The sequence below is a fragment of the Enterococcus sp. 4G2_DIV0659 genome (assembly GCF_002140715.2).
GTDB classification, from domain to species: domain Bacteria; phylum Bacillota; class Bacilli; order Lactobacillales; family Enterococcaceae; genus Enterococcus_L; species Enterococcus_L mansonii.
Map to the genome: position 1 here is coordinate 1865950 of NZ_NGLE02000001.1, position 22466 is coordinate 1888415.

Here is a 22466-nt window from a genome sequence, read left to right on the forward strand (position 1 = left end):
TTCATTTTCCAACCTTTGTTTATTTTATAAAAAGAATAAGAAGCCAATTGAAGCAAGCAATAGAAGCGCGCCGCAAGTAAAGAGCAAACGAGTTGTCGGTGTAGCTGTCTTTTTACTTCCTCTACGAGTACCTGCTACTCGTTTTCTAAATACTCTAGAAAGAATAAGGAATAATACACCTAAAGTAGCTAATAGGCCGCTAATTGCATAATCAAACAGCGTGAAGTCTGAGTCTGATTTAGCAGGTGTTTTTTTATTGTTTTTTGTTTCTTTTAAAGTGTCTTTTTTTGTGTCTGTTTTTCCTGCTTCTTGATAATTGATACTTGGAGCAGGGATTTTATCAGAAACTTGCCCAAATTCTCCAGTGAAAGATAGTTTTCCATTATCTAATGTGAAGGTTGGTTTTGTTCCTTTTTTGACAAGTCCATAAACATCTTGGTCTAACTGAATGTTTTTATTGTTGACTGTGTTAGCGCCTTTTGATAGTAATTTTTTATATTCATAACTAGTAAATGCGTGATCCAAAATCGCATTTCCGGCTAAATGACGTTCGTATTCGCCTTCTTGATCTGCCCAGTCGCCTACGCCTAAGATAACTTCGATCAAGCGAGTATCTCCTCTTTTAGCAGTGGCAATATAGTTGAATCCGCCGGTTGGACTTGAACCGGTTTTCAAGCCATCCACACCTTCATATCCATATTTAGCGCCAGGAAGTGAATAATTGTAGGTTTCAAAGGTTTCTTCTTGAGGTGTATTTTTCATGGTTGTCACAACCGGTTTATTAGTAAACTGTAGCACATCAGGATATTTCTTGATCAAACTATACGTTAAAATAGCTAAGTCTCTAGCCGTTGATTTGTTGTCGCCATCAGGATCAATCCCCTCTGGATTATAGTAACCGCCAAAAGCGCTAACTTGTGCACCACTGCTGTTGTAGTACGTTGTATTGGTCATCCCTAGTTCAGCGGCTTTTTCGTTCATTTTATTGATAAAAGCCGTTTCGTCGTTGTCAGAAACTAGATTTGCCAACATTAGAGTTGCGACATTTGAAGAAGGAACTGCGATCATTGAGAAGATATCCCGGACAGGATATTCAACTCCTAGTGAGATTTTATTATTGCTCAACGCATAAATTTGTGAGATATTGACATATTTTTCAGTGGCAGTGATAGTGGTATCCAGTGTGAATTTTCCTTGTTCCATTGCTTCAAAAGCTAAATACATTGTCATCACTTTAGCAATGCTTGCTGGACTCCAAGATAAATCCGGCTGATCCTCCCATAAAATTTGTCCTGAAGTAGCGTCAATAACGATGGAAGATTTTGGTTTATAGCCCTCTTTTACTGGAAAACCAGTTTTTTCAGCAAAGTCCATCAAATTTTCTTGTGCATAGCTTTTCTGTGGAACGCTTCCCAGTAAAATAATCCCGATAAATAAACAATGAATCAATGTTCGTATGAATAATTCTTTTTTGATCATAACTAAATCCCTTCATTTTTTGTGTTTTTATTCAGTTGAGCTTAAAAAACATTTTTTTGCTATGTTTCGCTCGTGAAAAAAAGTCGTATCTTTATTCTACTTGAAAAACGGATGAGCTGCATACTTTTTTTGAAATTTTCCTGAAATTCATTATTAAGAATCAAAAAAAACAGATTAAATACACAAAAGGTCGTTTTCTTAGTAAACATTAATGATAAAACCTTGAAAATTGCTGAAAAAAAGTGCATTATAGAACTAATACTTTATAATTATTTCGCTGTACGAACTCGTCCAGCTTTAACGAAAGGAAGTCATCATGTCAGAGCGTGGATTATTAATTGTACTATCAGGTCCTTCTGGAGTTGGTAAAGGAACAGTACGAAAAGCAATTTTTGATAGTGAAGAAAATGATTTTCAGTACTCAATTTCTATGACCACCCGTAAGATGCGGGAGGGGGAAGTAGAAGGAGTCGATTACTATTTCCGAACAAAAGAAGAATTTGAAGCAATGATCGAAGCCGGTGAGATGTTAGAATATGCGCAATACGTTGGAAATTACTACGGAACGCCATTAACCTATGTCAACCAAACGCTTGATGAAGGAAAAGATGTCTTTTTAGAAATCGAAGTCCAAGGTGCTGAGCAGGTTAAAGCCCAAGCGCCAGACGGTGTGTTTATTTTCTTAACACCACCTGATTTATCAGAATTAAAATCACGAATTGTCGGTCGTGGTACGGATGATCATGATGTGATAGAAGAAAGAATGCGTGTCGCTCGCGAAGAAATCGAAATGATGGCATTATATGATTATGCGGTTGTGAACGATGAAGTGCCATTAGCAGTAAAACGAATTAAAGAAATTATCGCGAGTGAACATTTTCGCGTTGATCGAGTAATTGGAAAATATATTAAAATGTTGAAGGAGATGTAGCCTTATGATGTTAAAACCATCTATTGACTCATTATTGAAAGAAGTACCATCAAAATATTCACTTGTTATCCTAGCAAGCAAGCGTGCCCATGAATTAGACGAAGGTGCACAACCAACATTGGAAAGTTTTGAATCTGTAAAAAGCGTTGGACAAGCACTAGAAGAAATCGATGCAGCGACAGTAATCAATGATCCCAAACCAGAAGAAAAACGTGAAAGAATGCGTTTAGCTAAAGAAGAGCAAAAAATGAAACATGACCAAGAGCAAAAAGAGCTTGAAAATCGCATTCGCGAAGAAAAAAGTTTGTAAGACCTATACAGAACTGAGATGAAACTGTTAACAGTTTTATCTCAGTTTTTGCGTATGTCCTAAGACAGATACTTATCGTTTTGTCGATAAAAATCAGAGGAACAAGACAAATGACGGATTCTTTAGTACAATAAGCAAAGAAAAGCGTAACAAGCCGCTTAGCTCTGGCGAAAAAATAGGAAAATACTATTTCATAGAACAAGTTGATTTAAACTAGATAATAAACACAGACTTTTTAGAATGGGGGAACAATTATGAGAAAAGCGGCACAAGTGATTGTCGATGTACCAACGATGCAGACAGACCAACCGTTTACTTATTTGATTCCTTTTAATTTAGAAGGGCAATTAACCATTGGCATGCGGGTAGAAGTTCCTTTTGGGAATGGGAATCGTCATCTACAAGGATTTGTCTTAGGAATAGATGACGTCTCTGATGAAGTGATTTCAGCACAACAGTTTGAATGGAAAGAAATTCTGTCTGTTCTAGATTTGAAGCCTGTGCTGAATGTGGAGTTATTGGAACTAGCAGATTATATGAAGGAAAAAACATTTGCCTTTAAAATCACCTGTCTACAAACAATGTTGCCAAGTGTTATGCGGGCGGATTATCGAAAATACATATATTTAACAGATGAATTAGAAGAAAGTATCCAAGATGAATTATTTTATGGCTTAGAAGAAATTGCTTGGGATGATGCATTAGCACGGAATATTTTGCCTCAATTGATGCAACTAAGAAAGCAGCAAAAAGTCGATATTCGTTATGAAGTCAATACCCGTAATAAAGTCAAAATGATCCGCTCTATTCAAGCTGTAAAGAGTTTTGAAGAGTTAGAAGAGGCACGAATGGATCTGCGAAAGGGTTCACAGAAGAAGGAGCAATTGATTAATTATTTGCAGCAATTAGGGGTAGAGCAGTTGACCACGGTGAAAGAAATGAAAGAACTAGGCTTTAGCACGGCTGTTTTAAATGATGGAGCCAACAAAAACTGGCTGAAGTTTGTAGAAACAGAAGCGTATCGTGATCCATTTGCCGATCATACATTTGAAAAAACAACAGCTTTGTCTTTAAACGAGGAACAACAAGTAGCTGTGGATAAAGTGTTAGGGTCAATGAATCAAGGAGAAAGCAAAACATACCTTTTAGAAGGCATTACTGGTAGCGGAAAAACAGAAGTGTATCTACAAGTGATTGCAGAAGTATTGAATCAAGGGAAAACAGCGATGATGCTCGTTCCAGAAATTTCGTTGACACCGCAAATGGTTCAGCGTTTCAAGAGTCGTTTTGGTGAGCAAGTTGCCGTGATGCACAGTGCATTGTCTCAAGGTGAAAAATACGACGAGTGGCGGAAAATCGAGCGTGGTGAAGCACAAGTTGTGGTTGGAGTACGTTCTGCCATTTTTGCACCTTTGGAAAACCTTGGTGTTGTAATCATCGATGAAGAACATGAAGCAAGCTACAAACAAGAAGAAACCCCTCGATATCATGCGCGTGATTTGGCCATTTGGCGTGGGAAGTATCATCATTGTCCAGTGGTTTTAGGAAGTGCGACACCGTCTTTGGAATCACGAGCACGAGCACAGAAAAATGTCTATGAACGTTTAGCCCTGACCAAACGAGCAAATCAAACGGCAACATTGCCTACAATTGATGTAGTGGATATGCGGGAAGAGATTCAAAATAAAAATATATCGTCATTTTCACGAGCACTTCAAGAAAAAATCCAAGATCGTTTAGCTAAAAAAGAACAAAGTGTCTTATTACTGAACCGTCGGGGCTATTCTTCTTTTGTGATGTGTCGAGACTGTGGCTATGTATTGCCTTGTCCCAATTGCGATATTTCGTTAACGTTGCATATGGATACCAAAACAATGAAATGTCACTACTGCGGTCATGAAGAACGCATCCCCTATCATTGCCCAAATTGTGGTGGAGATAAGATTCGTTATTATGGAACGGGCACTCAAAAAGTCGAAGAGGAGTTAATCGCGTTGTTTCCGGAAAGTCGCGTCCTACGAATGGATGTGGATACAACCAGACGTAAAGGTGCGCATGAGAAGATTTTGACAGCTTTCGGTAATCATGAGGCAGATATTTTATTAGGTACACAAATGATTGCTAAAGGACTAGATTTTCCTAATGTAACCTTAGTTGGGGTTTTAAATGCAGACACGGCTCTTAATCTTCCTGATTTTCGTTCTAGTGAGCGAACTTTCCAGTTGTTGACCCAAGTTAGTGGTCGGGCTGGTCGAGCCGAGAAACCAGGTGAAGTAGTTATTCAATCATTTAATCCAGAGCATTATGCCATTCAACTAGCCAAAGCACAAGACTATGAAGACTTTTATCAAAAAGAAATGTATGTACGCCATCGAGGAGACTATCCGCCATTTTACTTTACGGTGCAAATCACAGCAAGTCATCCAGAAGAAAATCAAGCGGCAAAGCAGATGTTTGAAATTGTTAAGGAGTTAAAAGAAGGATTATCGGATCAAAGTATTTTGCTGGGTCCAACGCCCAATGCGATTATGCGGGTCAATAATCGTTACTTTTATCAAGTAATCATAAAATATAAAAATGAACCAAATTTACAAAATATCTTGAAAAAAATACTGACTGATACTCAAAGAGCAACCGCTCATGGCTTGAAATTATCGATTGATGCTGAACCAATGAATTTTATATAACCTAGCTTCTCGAATCAGCGACCCGATAATTCAATTCGTTTTATCAAAGAAAGGAAAATTCATGCGCTATCCTATAGTAATCCACCCTAATGAACGTTTGAAACAAAAAGCAAAACCAGTAACAATGATTACGGATGAAACCATTACACTTTTAGAAGATATGTATGAAACAATGATTGCTCACGATGGAATTGGTCTTGCAGCACCTCAAATCGGCAAAAACCTACAACTTGCAGTAATCGAAGTAGATGAGGAAACGGGCTTGTTTGAACTGATCAATCCTGAAATTATTGACAGTAAAGGAACAGATATTGATGTGGAAGGCTGTTTAAGTATTCCAGAAACCTTTGGAACTGTGGAACGAGCGGATGAAGTGACTGTTCGTTATTTCGACCGTGAAGGAGATGAAATCGAAGTAACCGCTTATGGCTATTTAGCTAGAGCTTTTCAACATGAAATCGATCATTTAAACGGCGAATTGTTCATTGATAAAATCATTGAACCAATCAAACCAGAAGATTTAGATGCATATATGGAGGAACATTTTGATGACTAAAATAATATTTATGGGAACACCTGCGTTTTCTGTTCCTGTTTTAGAAGGATTAATTGAAAAGGGCTATGAGATTCAAGCGGTAGTCACACAGCCTGATCGCCCTGTTGGACGAAAAAAAGTAATTACACCAACCCCTGTAAAAGAAGCCGCATTGAAACATAATCTACTTGTCTTACAGCCTGAAAAAATCTCAGGTTCACCAGAGATGGATCAAATCATTGAGCTTGCGCCAGATTTGATTGTGACGGCCGCTTTTGGGCAGTTTTTACCAGAGAAAATTTTACATGCGCCTAAATTTGGGGCAATCAATGTTCATGCGTCTTTATTACCTAAATATCGAGGTGGTGCTCCTGTTCATTATTCGATTATTGAAGGCGAAAAAGAAACAGGCGTTACCATTATGGAAATGGTGAAAAAAATGGATGCAGGTGATATTCTATCGCAAAAAGCAATTCCAATCACTAAAACAGATGATGTGGGCACAATGTTTGATAAATTAAGTGTTGTTGGTAAAGAATTGTTGTTAGAAACACTGCCTAAACTGTTAGCGAACGAAATTACTCCGATCCCTCAAGATGAAACCAAGGTGACATTTTCACCGAATATTACTAGAGAGCAAGAACAAATTGACTGGCATAAAACGGCTGAGCAAGTTGATAATCAAGTGCGCGGTATGTGTCCATGGCCGACAGCCTTTACCACATACAATGAAACCAACTGGAAACTTTGGGAGGTTACACCGCTAGAGGAAACAACAGAAGCTATGCCAGGAACAATCATCAAACGTAGCAAAAAAGAGCTATGGGTTGCGTGCGGCAAAGGAACCGTTCTTGCTATTAATACGCTTCAGCCATCAGGCAAAGGAAAATTATTTATTCAAGATTTCTTAAATGGGGTTGGTAAAACAGTCGCAGAATCAGATAAGGTGGGCTAAAAGAGATGGGGAAAAAAATACCAACAAGAGTAAAAAGTTCGGTTCGTTACGTAGCGTTAAGAACGATTGAGCGTGTAGATAATGGTGGAGCATACTCAAATTTACTATTGAACGAGATGATCAATAACTCCGCATTAGGAGAAAAAGATAGTCGTTTATTCACAGAACTTGTTTATGGAACCATTAGCCGTAAATTGTTACTAGAATACTATTTAACACCTTTTATTCAAAATCCTAAAAAAGTCGACAGTTGGGTGAAAAATCTACTAAGTCTGTCTGTCTATCAGCTAGTCTTTTTAGACAAAATTCCTGATCATGCCATCATCAATGAAGCAGTGGAAATTGGTAAGCACAGAGGAAATATTGGGGTTGCTCGATTTGTTAATGGTGTGCTTCGAGCTTTTCAACGTGAAGGAGCTCCTGGTTTAGAAAAAATCAAAGACCCTGTAGATCGTTTATCTGTGGAAATCAGTATGCCTAAATGGTTGACAGAAAAGCTGATCAAGCAAATGGGAGTAGAAGAAACGAGAAAATTAGGTCTGTCGCTTTTTGAAAAAAGTCATGTAAGCGGTCGTGTGGATACTCGTGAAATCAGTATCGCTGATGCGCTGGAAGAACTGCAAAAAGACCATATCGAAGCTTTTTCTAGCCAAGTGTCGCCTTATGGTGTGGTAGCAGACAAAGGATTTTTAGCTGGCAACTATCTATTTGAAGCTGGAAAATTAACGATTCAAGATGAAAGTTCAATGTTAGTTGCTCCAGCTATGCAAATCGAAAAAAATCATGTTGTTTTAGATGCATGCGCTGCACCAGGAGGAAAAACGACCCATATTGCGACTTTCCTTGATAGAAAACAAGGTGGACGTGTGAAGGCGTTGGATATCCATGATCATAAAATAAAATTGATTAAACAAAATGCTGAACGTCTTCATGTCAAAGAAGTTGTTGATACTGAGAAACTGGATGCGCGTAAAGTTGGAGAAGCGTTTCCGGCAGAGTATTTTGACCGAATTTTAGTGGATGCGCCCTGTTCGGGCTTAGGTCTGATGCGTCGAAAACCAGATATTAAGTACCATAAATCAGCGCAAGATTTTGAACAGTTACCGAAAATACAATTAGAAATTCTAGAAAGTGTTGCACATACATTGAAACAATGGGGTATAATGGTCTATAGCACATGCACAATTGCCGAAGAAGAAAATCAAGAAGTTGTTGCAGCATTTTTAGAAAAACATTCAGAATTTAAAAAAATTGATATCGAGGTAAACGAAGCTGTTCAATCCGCTATAAAGGATCAAATGCTGACATTGTACCCGCATCAATTAGGAACAGATGGCTTTTTTATTTGTTGTATGCAGAAAGTTTGTTAAACGAGGTGAAGCAAAGTGGAAATCAATTTTCAAACAGATGTCGGACGAAAACGAAATACCAATCAAGATTATGCAGGGCTATTTGAGAATCAAGTAGGCATTTCTTTAGCGATTTTAGCTGATGGGATGGGTGGTCATCAAGCAGGTGATGTTGCGAGTCAGATGGCAGTTAATCATTTAGGTGCCCGCTGGCAAGAAAATTCTCTTGATACATCGGAAAAAGCAGCACAATGGTTGATCAAAGAAATTCAAGCTGGAAACGAAATGATCTATGAAAAAGGGCAGTCTCAGCCTGAATATTTAGGGATGGGCACAACCATCGTTAGTGCAGTATTGCTGGATCAGTCATTTGTGTTGGCTAATATTGGAGACAGTCGCGCTTATTTGGTTCGTAATAATCAATTGCGCCAACTAACGGAAGATCATTCTTTAGTCAATGAATTAGTAAAATCAGGTGAAATTACTCGCGAAATGGCTGCCAATCACCCACGGAAAAATGTCTTGACGCGCTCATTAGGTATGCCTAGAACGGTGGAAGTTGATGTGACGAACCATCTTTGGATACCCGATGATTATATTTTGTTGTGTTCAGATGGTCTGACAAATATGGTTGCAGAAGAAGATATCTTGGCGATTTTGCTCTCGGAAAAACCATTAAATGAAAAAGTTGAAACATTGATCGCCACAGCAAATGAAGCTGGTGGAGCAGATAATATTACTGTATTAGTTATTTATTTTGACGAACAGAAGGAGGAAAACCAATGATCGAAATCGGCAGAAAATTGAATGGTCGATATCATATTATTGGCAATATCGGTAGCGGTGGCATGGCGAACGTTTTTCTTGCTCATGACCTGATCTTAGACCGGGATGTAGCGGTGAAAGTGCTGCGTTTTGACTTTCAAAATGATCAAGCAGCCATTCGCCGTTTTCAAAGAGAAGCATTAGCGGCTACTGAATTGGTTCATCCGAATATCGTCAGTGTTTATGATGTTGGTGAAGAAGACGGCCTACAATACTTAGTAATGGAATATGTAAAGGGCATGGATCTGAAAAGATATATCCAAACACAATATCCGATCCCTTATGCAAAAACAGTGGATATCATGGAACAAATTTTATCAGCTGTTTCATTAGCCCACGAACATAGAATTATCCATAGAGACTTAAAACCACAAAATATTTTGATGGACGAAAGCGGCGTAGTGAAAATCACCGATTTTGGGATTGCCATTGCACTAACAGAAACCTCTATCACGCAAACCAATACAATGCTGGGTTCCGTACATTACTTGTCTCCAGAACAAGCACGCGGCAGCATGGCAACGAATCAATCAGATGTTTATGCGGTTGGAATTATTTTATATGAAATGCTGACAAGTAATGTTCCGTTTGACGGTGAATCAGCCGTTACAATTGCATTGAAACACTTTCAAGAAGAAATGCCTTCGGTTAAAACATTTGATCCTAACATTCCTCAATCTTTGGAGAATGTAGTTTTGCATGCGACAGCGAAAGATCCTGCTGATCGCTATAAAACAGCAGAAGAAATGTCTCGTGATTTATACACAGTATTAGCAGCAAATCGATTGAATGAACCTAAATGGCAGCCCACAGGTTTGATGGGAGAAACGAAAATCTTAACGCCAATTACAGAAGATACGCCAATGCCATCTTCATTTAATACAATGGAAACACCACCGCAAGAACAGAATGAACATGAAGAAGCGGAACAAGAAGCTGCAGCTAAAAAGAAAAAGAAGAAAAAACGTAGGTTGATAGTCATGCTCTTTTTAGCGATGGCGTTAATTGTTGGTGGAGTACTGTATTTTGCTGGTAGTGGCAATGATGAAATGAAAATACCAGATGTAAAAGATAAAACAGAAGCTGATGCTAGAAGCACATTGAAAGAAGCAGGTTTTTTAGGGGTCAAATCCGAGACCAAAGAAGTTCCTGATGAAACAGTCGCCGAAGGACACGTGGTTAAAACAGATCCACTGGCGGGTTCGACTGTGAAAAAAAATAAAGAAATAACTTTATATGTCAGCTCAGGAAGTAAAAAAATCAAATTAGACGATTACACTGGGCAAAACTATAAAGATGCGATTGAAGCCTTAGGGAAGCTAGGATTCCAAGAAAGTCGTATCAAAATTACGAAAGAAACGGACTCTAAAGTAGACGAAGATAAAGTGATTCGTCAAACACCAGACTCTGGTGAAGAAGTTGATCCAAAAACAGATGAGATTACGTTAGTCGTAAGTGAAGGCCCTGAAAGTGTTTATCTACCTGATTATGTTAGCCTAGGGTATAACTACGATACAGCAGTATCTGATTTGTTAACAAATATAGGCATCAAAGAAAGTCAAATTACTCGAGTGGACAAAGCCAGTGATACGGTAGAAAAAGGCTTAGTCATGGGACAAAATCCAGCAGCAGGTAATTTATTTAATCCTAAAAAAGGCAAAGTTACTCTGACTGTCAGCTCTGGTCCAGATAAAACAACTCAAAGCAGTTCTGACTCAAATAAAATTACTTTAGGTAATTATGAAGGCCGTTTGTATGACAACGTTGTGGCTGATCTCGTTGCACTGGGAATTAAGTATGAGCAAGTGGATGAAGCGAGTGATTTAGAAAAAGGCAAAGTTATTTCACAAGAACCGGTAGCAGGAAGTAATTTTGATATTAAAAAAGATAAAGTTATCTTAAGGGTCAGCAAAGGTCCAAGTAATGTGAGTGTTCCAGATGTCACAGGACTTTCTCCATCAGAAGCAAAAGCAAAAATCGAAAGCAGTGGTTTAACATTTGTTTCAGGTTCAGGTGATACATCTAAAGGCAAAGTAGTGAGCACTTCACCAAGCGCAGGCGAAAGTGTTGCTAAAGGTGGAAGTGTGACTGTTAATTTTTCTAGTGATAACCAAGCCAATCCTAATGGCTGAAACAATTAAATAAGTTGAGGTGACTGAGACAGAGCTGTAAGAGGCTTGTCTTGGTCGCTTTTTTTATGAAGAAGTCGAGCCAAAAACGCTACCACGGACCGCAAAATTTAAATAGACGAGTAACTGCTCGCTTTTCAATCACAGGGTCTACTCGGTTTTTGTAGCTAAGCACTTTTATCTCCTTCATTTAGCTTTTCTCTAACCTGTGGTAAAATGAATTCAGTAGAATTGAGGAGGTGGTATTTCTGAAAGGCCAAATCAGAAAAGCATTAAGTGGTTTTTACTACATTTATACAGATGGAGAAACATACCAAACAAGAGCCCGCGGGAATTTTCGTAACCGTAATATCACACCATTAGTCGGGGATGAGGTCATGTTTGAAAGTGATAATCGAACAGACGGCTATTTGTTAGAAGTATATCCTAGACAAAATGAACTTGTTCGCCCGCCAGTTGCAAATGTGGACCAAGGCGTTATTGTTATGAGTATGGTAGAGCCGAATTTTTCATATAATTTATTGGATCGTTTTTTAGTTACTTTAGAAGATAAAAGAATTGACCCGATTATTTATTTGACCAAAGTCGATTTATTGACGGAAACGGAACAAGCTCATTTAGCGGAAATTAAAAAAATATATGAAGCAATCGGTTACCCAGTTATTGCTGCCACAAAAGAAAATGATGAACAAGCGATTCATGCCTTAGAACAGTATTTTCCTGAAAGTTTGACTGTATTTATGGGGCAATCTGGCGCAGGGAAATCAACCTTGTTAAACAAAATCTCTCCTGAGTTACAATTGGCGACAAATGAAATTTCCGAATCATTAGGTCGAGGCAAGCACACGACACGACATGTGGAACTGCTGCCTTTGTATGATGGTCTTGTCGCTGACACACCTGGATTTAGCTCAATCGATTTTTTAGAAATGGAAACAACCGAATTACCCAAACAATTTCCAGAATTTGTGGAAGCGTCTGCTTCCTGTAAATTTAGAGAATGTATGCATCGCAAAGAACCAGGTTGTGAAGTGAAACAACGTGTGGAAGCAGGAACGATTGCTCAAACACGATATGATAACTATTTGCAATTCCTATTAGAAATAGAAAATCGCAGACCTATCTATAAGAAAAAATAAAAAAAGGTATTTAGCCAACTAGGCAAAGAATAACAAATATAAAAAATGAAGGAGTGGCGTTCATGAAACTAGCCCCATCGATTTTAAGTGCCGATTTTGCCAATTTAGAAAGAGATATTCAATTAGTCGAAAAATTAGGAGCTGATTACATTCACGTAGATGTAATGGATGGTCAATTTGTTCCCAATATTACTTTAGGTCCCAACGTAGTTTCTGCAATCCGACCAGTGACGAAATTACCGTTAGATGTTCATTTGATGATCGTTCAGCCGGAGAATTATATTGATGCGTTTGCTGAAGCGGGTGCAGATATCATTACTGTTCATGAAGAGTCGACACCCCATATCCATCGTGCTGTGCAGATGATTAAGGCTAAAGGTGTGAAAGCAGGTGTTGTAATCAATCCTGGAACATCGTTGTCAGCTATTGAAAATGTGTTGGATTTAGTGGATCAAGTTTTAATTATGACTGTGAATCCAGGCTTTGGCGGACAATCATTTATTGAAAGCTCGTTAGACAAAATTGCTCAATTAAAAGAATGGAAAGAATCAAAAGGCTATACGTATGATATCGAAGTTGATGGCGGCATTGTTCCAGAGACAGCTAAGCGCTGTAAAGAAGCAGGGGCAAACGTATTTGTAGCAGGTTCATATATCTATAACTCGGAAAGTCCAAAAGATCGTATGGATGCGTTGAGAGCTGTGTTGAACGGATGAATCTACTTCTTGTTGCTGGTGGAACGCCTGATGCGTGGCCGCAAGTAAATTCAGCAGATTTCGATTATTTTGTTGGGGTCGATCGAGGCAGTTTGTTTATTTTGGAAAAAGGCTGGCCGTTGCATTTGGCTGTGGGTGATTTTGATTCTTTAACAGAAGACGAACGTCAGCTTGTGCAAAGAAAAGCCGAAGAGCTAAAACAAGCTCAAGCTGAAAAAGACGACACGGATACGCAGTTAGCTTTAGCGCTGGCGTTGGAAAAATTTCCGAATGCCAAAGTAACGATGATTGGCACAACGGGTGGTCGTTTGGATCATTTTTTATCTAATCTTTGGCTACCATTAGAACCGCGATTTCGACCGTTTGCAGGGCAACTAATCGTAAAAGATGATCAAAATAGTATCTCTTATTATTTACCAGGAAGCTATGTGTTAAAAAAAGAGGCGGACATGAGGTATCTTGCGTACTGTTGTTTGACACCTGTTACGAATTTAACGCTGACTGAAAGTAAATACACACTAAATCAGGCTGATGTCGATCGCCCAATTTCATATGCAAGTAATGAATTTGTTGGAGAAACAGCAAGTTTTTCCTTTGATACAGGGCTAATAGCAGTGATTCAAAGTCGAGATAAATAAAAAAAGCTGAACGGCATGCCGTTCGGCTTTTTGATTTACGTTCTATTAAACACGCTCGATTTTACCAGATTTCAAAGCACGAGTTGACACCCAAACTTTTTTAGGTTTACCGTCTATTAATACACGAACTTTTTGCAAGTTAGGTTTAACAGTACGTTTAGTAGCGTTCATTGCATGTGAGCGGTTATTGCCGCTGCTTGTCTTACGACCAGTAAAGTAACATACTTTTGCCATTTTTAGTTTCCTCCTTTGCTTTGATCTTGGAGCGATAGTTTTCAGCTCATACTAACTTAATTTATCATAGAAAGTAGGTTTTTGCAAGAGGGTAGAGAGGAAAATAAAATAAAGCATGAAAATATATCTAGAATAAGCTTAGTTGTATTTTGTAAATATAAATATTAAAGAACTAAAGAGGATGAAAAAAGACGGAACGTATCACTACTTCCGTCTTTTTTCACTTATTTTTCTGATGACTTACGAAGAGCTCTTGCGTAGAAAATGCCGATACAAGTTGTAATACAAGAAAACAAAATTTTGAGTGGCAAGAAAGTAACTGCAATTGTTGACATCATGAACAAGAAAATTAAAACTAATAGTAAATTTAGCTGTTTTTTATCCATCCTTACTCCTCATTTCATAAATTATGTTACAGCAATAGCGATGATGCCTATCCCAACACCAACACCGATTGTTGAGCACCATCCGCAGTTCAAAAGTTTTTCTTGTTGCTCAACCATTTTAATCGATTTCATTATGATTCCTCCTAGATTGTATTTTTTCATAAAAGCTTTGGATTTACTTATTTTAGGTTACTGTAATAACTCCTACAGCGATTCCAACACCAATTCCGACACCTGTCCAAAAATCGCCAACATGACCGTTCAATAACTGTTTTTCAACCTCTACAAACTTAATAGTTTTCATTAGGCGTAGCCTCCTTTCATTACATTATTTTCTTTCATAGAATAATTGCTGTTAAAATTTCCAAATCCAAATTGGCAACATAATAGGGGAAATCCAATTCATAATTTTCACCTCCTGATTATTAAATTCTCATTATTATGTTATAGCGATTGCACCACCAATAACTATTCCAATACCAACGCCTGTCCAAAAGCCATTTAGTACTTTAGTATTTGTTTCTTCAAATTTAAGTTTGTTCATATATCTTACCTCTGTTCCTTCATTTTTTTGTTGTGCACACTTAAAGTATAGGCTGATTTGTCTACTCACTGCTTTTTTATCCTCATCCCTTATTTCTATCGCTTATTCGTTTTCAAATCCGTCTTTATAAAACGTTTAGGCATTCTTAAACGTAAAAAAATACAATTAAGATAAGAATAAAGTGATTTGAGAGAAGATGCGTGGTTTCTATGGTCTATGGATATAATGACAATATAAATAAAAGGAGTGGTTAAGATGATCGGAATGACCTTAGTAGAAGAAAGTAATCACCTATTAAGAAGTGTGGATGATGTGAATCTATTAGATGTATTAAAAGAAAATTGTTTTTTAGAAGAGTTAAGTTTTGATAGATATGATTATGATACAAATAGTTTCTTGGATTTGATAGATTATACAGAATTTCAAGACTATACAGAATATGTATTTGTTAGTCTATCAAAGTCGGTTCGTCTACCTAGGATCATTCATTTTCTTAACAGTTTTAGTGAAGTGACCAAATTTCACTATATCTCTATCGATGAATCGTCAAATGAAACTATAGAACAACTTATTGATAGGGAAAAATTAATCGCTCAAGAAAAAGTAGATGAGTCTTCAGATATTATTTTAAAAAATGGTCTAATGGCACTATTTACAGGTGTCTATCCTAGAATATTCAGAAAAAATATCATTAAACATTTGTATGTTGAGCACGGAAAAGATCTAGCTAATATACATCCATCAGTTTATCTGAATTGTGCAATTAATCATGGAGTGTATATTGATGAGTCTCGAAGTGTGGCGCATGCAGTGAAAAGATGTGTTCCTAGTATAGTTGTCTATAAAGACTCTATAAAGACATTTGTTAAAGAGGTTGAATTGGAGGAATTATCAGAAGAAAAGCTGAAGCAACAACTCGAAATATTTGCCAATACTGGGACAATCACTTGGCAAGAACGGAAAAATGGCATAATAGATTATTCCGAGATGCTATCTCTTGGTTTAGAGCGAAGGTTATTCGTATTTGAAGATGGGATTTACTTAGACTATAGACGAACAAAAAAATTGTTTAGTGATATCAGTCGTTCTTTTGCGGAGATTGAATTAGTTAAGAGCAGATTCAAGAAAAAAACAGAGAAAAATGGTTTGTATGAAGTGTTCCCAGTATTGATTAATCTTGCAATTTCCTTAAATGACAATCATTTATCTTTTATTACACCATTCAATAATAATCAGTTTGAAGCAATTTATTTAGAAGCATATCCAAGTGAATGGATCGTTTTATCAACTAGTGAAGGTTACTTGGCGTTCCATAGTCAAAGCAATCGGACATTTGAAGTAAACCAATTGTTTGTTGAGATATTTGAAGCGCAGGTTAAAGGGTGTACTGAACTAATAAAAGATAAAAACAGTGAAATAACAGATGAAATGATTAAAGAACATGAGGAGTTGATGTTAAGTGTATGAAACTCTATTTTTTGGAACATTCAAGTCAAAATTAAAGGAAGAAATAGAAATCACGAATAATATTTATCAAGAGCCAGTATTTGCTAATTACTATGAGGCTATTGTTAAAGAAAATATGAACGGAGATTTAGACTATTACTTAACTAGTTTCAATGAGAATGATCGGGTGTTAGAGATAGGAACAGGAAATGGGCGAATCTTAAAACCATTACTAAAGCATGGTGTAGAGATTTATGGTATTGAACCTGAAGAAGAAATGCTGACTTTTTTAAATGAAGAAGAAAAAAGTCACGTGTATGTCGGAGGAATTGAAGATATTCAGCAATTCGAACATTCCGAAAAGTATACGTATATCATTATTCCAGCTACATCGATTTCCTTATTTGATGAACAAGTATTTTCAATTTTTTTAAAGAATGCAAAACAATTATTAACAAGTACAGGCAAGATTATCTTTGATTTTCTAAGTCCGGAGTGCATAAATGAATTACATGAGAAAATTTCCGTTGAAAAAATTAATGATCAGTTATTTATGGCAGGAAACTTTGTAAAAGAAAAACAGTTCATTTATAACATTTATACAAAAACAACTACTGGAAAAAGAAAATTAGGATATTCAGTTAAGAACATCTATTCAGTAGAGCAAGTGAGTAAACTGTGTGAAATGTTTGGATATACCGCTCATGTTTTAAGAAGTCATAGTGGCTATGTCATGATGGAGGTAGTAAATGATGAAATATAATTATGTAGTTCCAATGGGGGATATTTCGTCCATAAATAATAAGTTAGCACTGATAAGAGCAGAAAATGAATATGTATTTGATTATAACCAAAAACGATTTATGGATCTTAGAAGTGGATTATGGAATGTGAATTTGGGTTATAAAACAGAGTTGTATGAATCTGTTCAACAGCGACTGAATGAGCAATTATCAACGAATCTAACCTATTTGGATATTCATTCATTTCATCATCCACTCTATCAAGAGTATGCAGAAAAACTATGTGCATTTGTCGATGCTGAAGGGAATTATACTCAGCTCATTTATACAAATAGTGGATCTGAATGTACGGAGTTAGCTTTGAAGTTATCGAGACAAATCAATAATCAAAAAGTAAAAACTCTTGCTTTTTCGAAAGGATATCACGGTACTTTTTGGGGAGGTATGTCAGTAAGTGGTTTAGATCAAGAAGTTACTGAAGTTTATAACCCCAAAATAAGTAATATTGAATTTATTAAATTTCCTGAAAATAAATCAGAAGAGGAAGAATTATTAACATATATTGAGCGGCATCATTGTGAATATGGAGCAATGATTATTGAGCCTGTTTTAGGATCAGCAGGTGTGAAAATCCCTTCATTTCCGTTTATGAATAAATTAGGTGAGTTGTTGAAACAGAATGGGATTATGATAATTTTTGATGAAGTAGCTACAGGTTTTTACCGAACGGGACAACGTTTTTTCTTTCATTATTTAGATTTTAAACCAGATATAATCAATCTTAGCAAAGGAATCAACAATGGTATCTTGCCTTTTGGAGCTGTTTTATTATCTAATGAGCTTGTTAAAAAGTTGAAAAATGAAAACGTGGAACATTTTTCTACGCAAAATGGGAATCTGCTTGGAATAATTAGCGCACACGAAACCTTAAATTACTATCAAAAAAATGAAGTAGAAGTTTCAAAGAACATTCAAAGATTAAATGAAGTCATTCTTAGTGGATTGCAAGAACAGGATATTATGTGTAGAGGAATGGGATGTATGTTCGCAATAACGATAAATAATCCTTTGGCGCTACAATTGATTGTTGATGCATTAGAACAGGCAGGAGTTTTGTGTTATCAATACTTTAATTCATCTGAAGATAATGGGCTTACACTGATGCCATCATATTATACAAATTCTAAAAAAATAGCACAGGTAGTAAAGCTAATTGCTAGGGTGGTGAGGTCATATGCTTGATGTACAACGTCTGAAAGTGCAGCACGTTCTTTTTGAGTATATACAGTGTAATGATGATGTCTACATTTTCAATACGAAAAATGAGCGGATGATCAAAACAACTAGTGAAATGATTGACTATTTAGAAACATATGAGCTTGATAATAATCAAAATGATTCAGCAATTGACAAATTTATTTTTGGTGCGGGGAAGAGAAAGATTTTGGAATTCAAACTAAAAGGGTTTAGTATTCCTAAAGAATTTTTTTCAACATTTCTAAATTTTATGAGTTCTAGATATACATTGATGCTGTGTAAACTTTTTACATTAATAGGTGTGATACTACTACCCGTTTTCCTTCAAAAAGGTTTCAATAGCTATACCGTGGAAACCACTGAATTTAACGGGCTAATGTTATTTGGGTTATATGTCAGCCAAATTGTGATCACTATGCTTCACGAGTTAGGGCATTATTATTATTATCAAAAATACATTACTTCTAATCAATTTCGTTTTGGTTTCTTATTAAGATATTTTTTCTTATTCATGTTCTATACAAATGTTAACTTTATGGATCACCTTTCAAAAAGGAAGCAAATAAAAATCATGATTGCAGGTGTTCAAACACAATTGATTATCAGTGGAATATTATGCACAGTCATGTTATTTAAAACGTCTGATTTCCTTTTGATGTTGTTTTTTTTAAACCTTTTAAATATTTTTATTAACTTGGTTCCAGTTGTAAAAACAGATGGTTACTGGATAATCAATTTATTGATTGGATCCGAAGATTATATGCTTGCGTTTAAACATTGGGTTAGAAGGGAAAATAAGTCAATAAAGGGTTCTGAATTCCTACTAGCTATATTTAACGTTGGTGTTATTATATGCATACTAGTTAATGGATTAACAAAGATTATACAAATTTTCTTTTGAGAATGGATATAAGGAAAGGAAGGCTACGTATGAAAAACGTATTGGTTGTTGGTTCTACCGGTTACTTAGGACGAGCATATATTCAAATGCACAAAGAAAAATATCATTTTTGGGGTATTGATAAGGTAAGTGGCAATCATAGTGAAGGTGCTTTGCGCAAGGAATTTGTGGCTGATGTTACGGATTTTTGCAGTATAAGGAAAGTGAGGGAAGTATTCGAAAAAGAATCAGTTAAGATGGATGCTATCATATTTTCGATTGGAATAAATCCCATTCAAAGTTTCTATAGTATTAGCGAAGAAACATGGGATAAAACTTTTTCAGTAAATCTAAAGTCGATTGTATTTATGATTAAAGAGCTTTATCTGATTTTTAAGGAGAAAGTTTCAATTGTATTTATTGGTTCACAAAATGGTGTAGTGGGTCATGAGCATCGAATTGACTACGGGCCATCAAAAGCAGCGCTTATCCAATTAGCCAAAAACCTAACACTGGATTTTGAAGCGGATAAAGAAAAAGATATTAAAGTTAATGTGGTTTCTCCATCGTATATCTTGAATCAGAGTAATGAAGAATTGCTAACAGATTCTTTCGAAGGGAAAAAACTATTGAAAAAAATACCTTTAAAAAAATTTGTACAGTTGGAAGATGTAGTTGGAACAATCGATTTTCTATTATCAGACTGCAGTAAAGCGATTCGAGGACAAAATATAATCGTGGATTATGGGTACACGATCGTTTAAATGAAAGGGGTAAATAAAATGAGCTTAGAAATCAAGCAGCTGAAAAAAACAATGAACGAACGAGAAATATTAAAAGAAATCGACTTAACTATTCCTGAAGGTGAAATTTATGGTTTCTTAGGCGCAAATGGTGCGGGGAAAACAACAATTTTTAGACATATTTTAGGGATTTACACCCCTGATAAAGGAACAATTAAATGGAAGGGGGAGGAAATCAATCGATTTGATTCTACGAAAATAGGGTACCTTCCAGAAGAACGCGGTTTATACCCAAAAAGAACTGTTAAACAGCAATTAGTTTTTTTCGGGAAACTGCATAACATGAATAAAAAAGAAGCGGAAGAAAGTATTGAGTTTTGGTTAAACTTTTTTGAAATCCAAGAAAATTTGGAGCGTAAAATCAGTGAGCTCTCTAAAGGGAACCAGCAGAAAATCCAATTCATTGCTTCGGTCATTCATAGTCCAGAACTAGTTATACTAGATGAACCATTCTCTGGGTTGGATCCAATCAATGCTAATCAATTAAAGGACGCTATTCTTTTTTTAAAAGAATGTGGATCGACAATTATTTTTAGTTCTCATCAAATGGCAAATGTAGAAGAAATTTGTGAAAATATTTGTATGATCAAAAAAGGAGAAGTTCTTCTGAGTGGCAATTTAAAAGAAATTAAAAACAGTGTGGATAAACGAAAAATTACTATTCAAGCAGATTTTGAAAGAGAAGCATTAAAAAGAGAGTTTGCTATTGAGTCTTATCAGGAAATTGATAATATTGTTTCATTTTATACACAAGATAAATTTATTGCGAAAAAAATCCAGCAATTTATTTTTCAATCTGAAAATATTCAACAATTTAGAATTGAACCGATTTCCTTAAACGATATTTTTTTAGAAAGAGTAGGTGAATAATGAATATGAAAAATATGTGGACGATTGCGCTTGAAACGTATAAACAGAAAGTCGAGTCTAGAGTGTTTATTATCATGTTACTTGTATTAGTCGGTGGAACTTTTTTCGGAATGAATTATGAAGGTATTTTTAAGAGTGAAGAGCCGAGCAAAGAGAATGTTCTCGTTGTGTCAAAACAAGAACAAGTTGTTTCTACACTACAGAAAGCCAGTGCAGACTTAAATGTTTCTTTTCTTAAAGCCGGTAATACGCTGGTAAAAGCGGAAAAAAAATTAAAAAAGCAGGTAGTAAGACGATCTTGATGATTGATACAAATGAAGAAGGTTTATATCAAGGAAGGATTTATTATAAAGGAGCTGCGCAACATAGTATTTCTGAGCAGTTACAAACAATAGTGTCTGCCTTAAATCAATCGATTAAACTGCATCAGTTAAACTTAGATGAGGTACAACAAGAATATTTGAATGCAAGTACGACTTTACCGTTGGAGTCATTGGATGGAGATCAAGATAGTTCTGGACAGACGTTACTATTAGTTTATATTGTAGGATTTGTTCTTTATATGGCAGTTATGCTTTTTTCTACGATGGTTGCACAAGATATTGCTGTAGAAAAGAGTTCAAGGGTGATGGAAATTCTACTGACCACAATCACACCAGTTCAGCATTTAGTAGGTAAAATAGTTGGTATTGGTATGGTGGGCTTGACGCAAGGCACTGCTATCGGAATCTCTGCGTATGCATCCTATAGAATATTTGGTGACAGTACTGGAATGTTTAAGTTTTTGAACGAAGGAAAAAATAGTCAAGCAATTGTTTTAGCTGTGGTTTGTTTTCTTTTAGGGTACTTGATTTATTCAGTGACAGCTGCAATTTTAGGGTCACTAGTATCTTCAGTTCAAGAAGTTCAACAACTGATGTATATTTTAATTATTCCTCTTTTTATTGCATTATTCATGGTGATTATTCTGGCAACTGGAGCGGGCAGTAACCAAATTATCGCAATTTCATCCTATTTACCATTTTTATCGCCTATTGTTATGTATGCAAGATATATGCTAGGTGATGCAACTCTGACTATGTTCGTCATTTCTATGGGTATTAATTTAGGAGCTACTGTTGTTTTAGCGTTAGTTGGAAAGAGCGTTTATCAAGGCGGCGTATTTATTTATAGTGGAGACAAGCTCACAACTATTTTGAAACGAGCATTTAAATCAGGAAAGTATTATGCTCAAAATTGAGTCAAGTAATTTTATTGCTGAAGTTCCATATAAAACGCTTGAAATGATTCAACAGGCAAATGGTGAACAAATTATTTTTCTGGAAATGTTTAAATTGTTAGATAAAATAAATCCAGAACTAAAAAAGACTATAGAGTGATTTTTATAATAAAAGAGAAAGTTTATTACAAAACGATAGAAGAAAGTAATATACGAATATATGAGAGTGGAAAATTTGAAGGTTTGGATGCGTCATGTCACTATATTTTTGTAATGAAAAAATATAGTAACATGAGGGATGTAAAAATTTTAGCTGAAATTAAAAGACGATTGAAGCAGCATAATCGAGAATTTAAAGAAATTTCTGTGAAGAATTTCCAAATTGATTTAT

23 protein-coding genes are annotated in these 22466 nt (G+C 36.0%); 20 read left to right on the forward strand and 3 right to left on the reverse strand.

The annotated features are described in order from the left end of the window. Positions 1–24: 24 nt before the first annotated feature. Positions 25–1479 carry a DUF1958 domain-containing protein gene (locus A5880_RS08580; protein WP_086330562.1) on the reverse strand — a complete coding sequence of 485 codons (1455 nt, stop codon included), beginning with the start codon at positions 1477–1479 and terminating at the stop codon, positions 25–27. Between the two features lie 316 nt (positions 1480–1795). On the opposite strand from A5880_RS08580, the gene gmk reads away from it, so the two are divergent. From gmk to A5880_RS08635, 11 genes are all read left to right on the forward strand, one after another. After that, positions 1796–2410 (forward strand): guanylate kinase, encoded by a 615-nt coding sequence (gene gmk, locus A5880_RS08585; protein WP_086330563.1) that lies wholly within the window; start codon positions 1796–1798, stop codon positions 2408–2410. A gap of 4 nt (positions 2411–2414) precedes the next feature. Next, a complete protein-coding gene (gene rpoZ / locus A5880_RS08590) occupies positions 2415–2720 on the forward strand; it encodes a DNA-directed RNA polymerase subunit omega (RefSeq protein WP_179190419.1) in 306 nt (101 codons plus the stop codon). Between the two features lie 254 nt (positions 2721–2974). Beyond that, positions 2975–5407 (forward strand): primosomal protein N', encoded by a 2433-nt coding sequence (gene priA, locus A5880_RS08595; RefSeq protein WP_086330564.1) that lies wholly within the window; start codon positions 2975–2977, stop codon positions 5405–5407. Between the two features lie 61 nt (positions 5408–5468). Continuing rightward, positions 5469–5963 (forward strand): peptide deformylase, encoded by a 495-nt coding sequence (gene def, locus A5880_RS08600; RefSeq protein ID WP_086330565.1) that lies wholly within the window; start codon positions 5469–5471, stop codon positions 5961–5963. Next, positions 5956–6897: a methionyl-tRNA formyltransferase gene (gene fmt / locus A5880_RS08605; RefSeq protein WP_086330566.1), complete on the forward strand. Its 942-nt coding sequence runs from the start codon at positions 5956–5958 to the stop codon at positions 6895–6897. The genes def and fmt overlap by 8 nt, the downstream gene beginning before the upstream one ends. 5 nt (positions 6898–6902) lie before the next feature. Further along, positions 6903–8267, forward strand: a complete 1365-nt coding sequence (gene rsmB, locus A5880_RS08610) for a 16S rRNA (cytosine(967)-C(5))-methyltransferase RsmB (protein ID WP_086330567.1) — start codon at positions 6903–6905, stop codon at positions 8265–8267. A gap of 15 nt (positions 8268–8282) precedes the next feature. Beyond that, on the forward strand, positions 8283–9032 hold the full coding sequence (locus A5880_RS08615; protein ID WP_086330568.1) for a Stp1/IreP family PP2C-type Ser/Thr phosphatase: 750 nt from the start codon (positions 8283–8285) through the stop codon (positions 9030–9032). Then, positions 9029–11203: a Stk1 family PASTA domain-containing Ser/Thr kinase gene (gene pknB, locus A5880_RS08620; protein WP_086330569.1), complete on the forward strand. Its 2175-nt coding sequence runs from the start codon at positions 9029–9031 to the stop codon at positions 11201–11203. The genes A5880_RS08615 and pknB overlap by 4 nt, the downstream gene beginning before the upstream one ends. 236 nt (positions 11204–11439) lie before the next feature. Continuing rightward, a complete protein-coding gene (rsgA, locus tag A5880_RS08625; RefSeq protein ID WP_086330570.1) occupies positions 11440–12339 on the forward strand; it encodes a ribosome small subunit-dependent GTPase A in 900 nt (299 codons plus the stop codon). Between the two features lie 62 nt (positions 12340–12401). After that, the gene (gene rpe / locus A5880_RS08630) at positions 12402–13055 is read left to right on the forward strand and encodes a ribulose-phosphate 3-epimerase (protein ID WP_086330571.1); all 654 of its coding nucleotides are present in this window, start codon (positions 12402–12404) and stop codon (positions 13053–13055) included. Then, positions 13052–13693, forward strand: a complete 642-nt coding sequence (locus tag A5880_RS08635; RefSeq protein WP_086330572.1) for a thiamine diphosphokinase — start codon at positions 13052–13054, stop codon at positions 13691–13693. Before rpe ends, A5880_RS08635 begins: the two co-directional genes overlap by 4 nt. A gap of 45 nt (positions 13694–13738) precedes the next feature. On the opposite strand, the gene rpmB is transcribed toward A5880_RS08635, so the two are convergent. After that, positions 13739–13927, reverse strand: a complete 189-nt coding sequence (gene rpmB, locus A5880_RS08640) for a 50S ribosomal protein L28 (protein ID WP_010761898.1) — start codon at positions 13925–13927, stop codon at positions 13739–13741. Positions 13928–14752: 825 nt separating this feature from the next. Next, positions 14753–14926, reverse strand: coding sequence for a hypothetical protein (locus tag A5880_RS08645; RefSeq protein WP_336577042.1), 174 nt, complete (start codon positions 14924–14926; stop codon positions 14753–14755). 186 nt (positions 14927–15112) lie between these two features. Here A5880_RS08645 and A5880_RS08650 point away from each other — a divergent pair, with 186 nt between their 5' ends. From A5880_RS08650 to A5880_RS08690, 9 genes are read left to right on the forward strand one after another with little or no spacing between them, the layout of a single operon-like run. Continuing rightward, positions 15113–16324 carry a hypothetical protein gene (locus A5880_RS08650; RefSeq protein WP_256924810.1) on the forward strand — a complete coding sequence of 404 codons (1212 nt, stop codon included), beginning with the start codon at positions 15113–15115 and terminating at the stop codon, positions 16322–16324. Beyond that, the gene (locus A5880_RS08655) at positions 16317–17066 is read left to right on the forward strand and encodes a class I SAM-dependent methyltransferase (RefSeq protein ID WP_086330574.1); all 750 of its coding nucleotides are present in this window, start codon (positions 16317–16319) and stop codon (positions 17064–17066) included. Before A5880_RS08650 ends, A5880_RS08655 begins: the two co-directional genes overlap by 8 nt. After that, positions 17056–18288, forward strand: coding sequence for an aminotransferase class III-fold pyridoxal phosphate-dependent enzyme (locus A5880_RS08660; RefSeq protein ID WP_086330881.1), 1233 nt, complete (start codon positions 17056–17058; stop codon positions 18286–18288). Before A5880_RS08655 ends, A5880_RS08660 begins: the two co-directional genes overlap by 11 nt. Then, positions 18281–19204, forward strand: a complete 924-nt coding sequence (locus tag A5880_RS08665) for a hypothetical protein (protein WP_086330575.1) — start codon at positions 18281–18283, stop codon at positions 19202–19204. The genes A5880_RS08660 and A5880_RS08665 overlap by 8 nt, the downstream gene beginning before the upstream one ends. A 29-nt stretch (positions 19205–19233) precedes the next feature. Then, positions 19234–19947, forward strand: coding sequence for an SDR family NAD(P)-dependent oxidoreductase (locus A5880_RS08670; protein ID WP_086330576.1), 714 nt, complete (start codon positions 19234–19236; stop codon positions 19945–19947). 18 nt (positions 19948–19965) lie between these two features. Continuing rightward, the gene (locus A5880_RS08675) at positions 19966–20856 is read left to right on the forward strand and encodes an ABC transporter ATP-binding protein (RefSeq protein WP_086330577.1); all 891 of its coding nucleotides are present in this window, start codon (positions 19966–19968) and stop codon (positions 20854–20856) included. A 5-nt stretch (positions 20857–20861) separates the two neighbouring features. Beyond that, the gene (locus A5880_RS08680) at positions 20862–21158 is read left to right on the forward strand and encodes an ABC transporter permease family protein (RefSeq protein WP_336577043.1); all 297 of its coding nucleotides are present in this window, start codon (positions 20862–20864) and stop codon (positions 21156–21158) included. After that, positions 21158–22096 carry an ABC transporter permease gene (locus A5880_RS08685; protein ID WP_336577044.1) on the forward strand — a complete coding sequence of 313 codons (939 nt, stop codon included), beginning with the start codon at positions 21158–21160 and terminating at the stop codon, positions 22094–22096. Before A5880_RS08680 ends, A5880_RS08685 begins: the two co-directional genes overlap by 1 nt. Next, positions 22083–22235: a hypothetical protein gene (locus A5880_RS08690; protein WP_336577045.1), complete on the forward strand. Its 153-nt coding sequence runs from the start codon at positions 22083–22085 to the stop codon at positions 22233–22235. Before A5880_RS08685 ends, A5880_RS08690 begins: the two co-directional genes overlap by 14 nt. The last annotated feature ends 231 nt before the right edge of the window (positions 22236–22466 follow it).

Bases quoted from the DNA above. Each gene is read 5' to 3' on its own strand.
- A5880_RS08580 (WP_086330562.1), bottom strand. From the start codon at position 1,479: ATGATCAAAAAAGAATTATTCATACGAACATTGATTCATTGTTTATTT.
- gmk (WP_086330563.1), top strand. From the start codon at position 1,796: ATGTCAGAGCGTGGATTATTAATTGTACTATCAGGTCCTTCTGGAGTT.
- rpoZ (WP_179190419.1), top strand. From the start codon at position 2,415: ATGATGTTAAAACCATCTATTGACTCATTATTGAAAGAAGTACCATCA.
- priA (WP_086330564.1), top strand. From the start codon at position 2,975: ATGAGAAAAGCGGCACAAGTGATTGTCGATGTACCAACGATGCAGACA.
- def (WP_086330565.1), top strand. From the start codon at position 5,469: ATGCGCTATCCTATAGTAATCCACCCTAATGAACGTTTGAAACAAAAA.
- fmt (WP_086330566.1), top strand. From the start codon at position 5,956: ATGACTAAAATAATATTTATGGGAACACCTGCGTTTTCTGTTCCTGTT.
- rsmB (WP_086330567.1), top strand. From the start codon at position 6,903: ATGGGGAAAAAAATACCAACAAGAGTAAAAAGTTCGGTTCGTTACGTA.
- pknB (WP_086330569.1), top strand. From the start codon at position 9,029: ATGATCGAAATCGGCAGAAAATTGAATGGTCGATATCATATTATTGGC.
- rpe (WP_086330571.1), top strand. From the start codon at position 12,402: ATGAAACTAGCCCCATCGATTTTAAGTGCCGATTTTGCCAATTTAGAA.
- A5880_RS08635 (WP_086330572.1), top strand. From the start codon at position 13,052: ATGAATCTACTTCTTGTTGCTGGTGGAACGCCTGATGCGTGGCCGCAA.
- rpmB (WP_010761898.1), bottom strand. From the start codon at position 13,927: ATGGCAAAAGTATGTTACTTTACTGGTCGTAAGACAAGCAGCGGCAAT.
- A5880_RS08650 (WP_256924810.1), top strand. From the start codon at position 15,113: ATGATCGGAATGACCTTAGTAGAAGAAAGTAATCACCTATTAAGAAGT.
- A5880_RS08660 (WP_086330881.1), top strand. From the start codon at position 17,056: ATGAAATATAATTATGTAGTTCCAATGGGGGATATTTCGTCCATAAAT.
- A5880_RS08665 (WP_086330575.1), top strand. From the start codon at position 18,281: ATGCTTGATGTACAACGTCTGAAAGTGCAGCACGTTCTTTTTGAGTAT.
- A5880_RS08670 (WP_086330576.1), top strand. From the start codon at position 19,234: ATGAAAAACGTATTGGTTGTTGGTTCTACCGGTTACTTAGGACGAGCA.
- A5880_RS08675 (WP_086330577.1), top strand. From the start codon at position 19,966: ATGAGCTTAGAAATCAAGCAGCTGAAAAAAACAATGAACGAACGAGAA.
- A5880_RS08680 (WP_336577043.1), top strand. From the start codon at position 20,862: ATGAAAAATATGTGGACGATTGCGCTTGAAACGTATAAACAGAAAGTC.
- A5880_RS08685 (WP_336577044.1), top strand. From the start codon at position 21,158: ATGATTGATACAAATGAAGAAGGTTTATATCAAGGAAGGATTTATTAT.
- A5880_RS08690 (WP_336577045.1), top strand. From the start codon at position 22,083: ATGCTCAAAATTGAGTCAAGTAATTTTATTGCTGAAGTTCCATATAAA.